Annotated in this window: 1 protein-coding gene; it reads left to right on the forward strand. The window is 65.9% G+C overall.

The window, feature by feature from the left end; translation table 11 throughout:
• Positions 1 to 5 precede the first annotated feature (5 nt).
• A partial coding sequence (locus tag KSO98_RS18340; protein ID WP_372457813.1) for a nucleotide sugar dehydrogenase occupies positions 6 to 831 on the forward strand: 826 nt, incomplete at its 3' end.

Genomic DNA, 831 nt, shown 5'->3' on the forward strand with positions numbered 1-831 from the left:
TGAGGATCGCTGTCGTCGGGACCGGGTACGTCGGACTCTCCCTGGCCGTGCTGCTCGCGCAGCACCACACGGTCACCTGCCTCGACATCGACCCCGACCGGGTCACGATGCTCAACCAGGGCCACAGCCCCATCGAGGACCCCGACATCACCCACTTCCTCACCGAGATCGATCTCGACCTCACCTTCACCCTCGACAAGCACACCGCCTACACCGACGCCGAGTTCGTCGTGATCGCCACCCCCACCAACTACGACCCGGACACCAACTACTTCGACACCTCCTCGGTCGAGTCCGTCATCACCGACATCAAGACCCACAACCCCGCCGCCACCATGGTCATCAAGTCGACCGTGCCCGTCGGCTACACCACCGAGGTCAGCACCCGCCTCGACACCACGAACCTCATCTTCAGCCCCGAGTTCCTCCGCGAGGGCCGAGCCCTGCACGACAACCTGCACCCCTCCCGCATCGTGGTCGGAGAACGCTCCGCCCGCGCCGAGAAGTTCGCCGGCCTCCTCCTCGAGGCCGCCCACGCCCACGACGTGCCGGTACTGCTCACCGAGCCCACCGAGGCCGAGGCCATCAAGCTGTTCGCCAACACCTACCTCGCCATGCGGGTCGCCTACTTCAACGAGCTCGACACCTTCGCCGCCACCCGCGGCCTCGACACCCGCCAGATCATCGAAGGCGTCGGACTCGACCCGAGGATCGGGTCGCACTACAACAACCCCTCCTTCGGCTACGGCGGCTACTGCCTGCCCAAGGACACCCTCCAGCTCCAGGCCAACTACCAAGACGTCCCCCAGAACCTCATCTCCGCCATCGTCG

Source organism: Nocardioides nematodiphilus (genome assembly GCF_020216525.1).
Lineage (GTDB): Bacteria > Actinomycetota > Actinomycetes > Propionibacteriales > Nocardioidaceae > Nocardioides > Nocardioides nematodiphilus.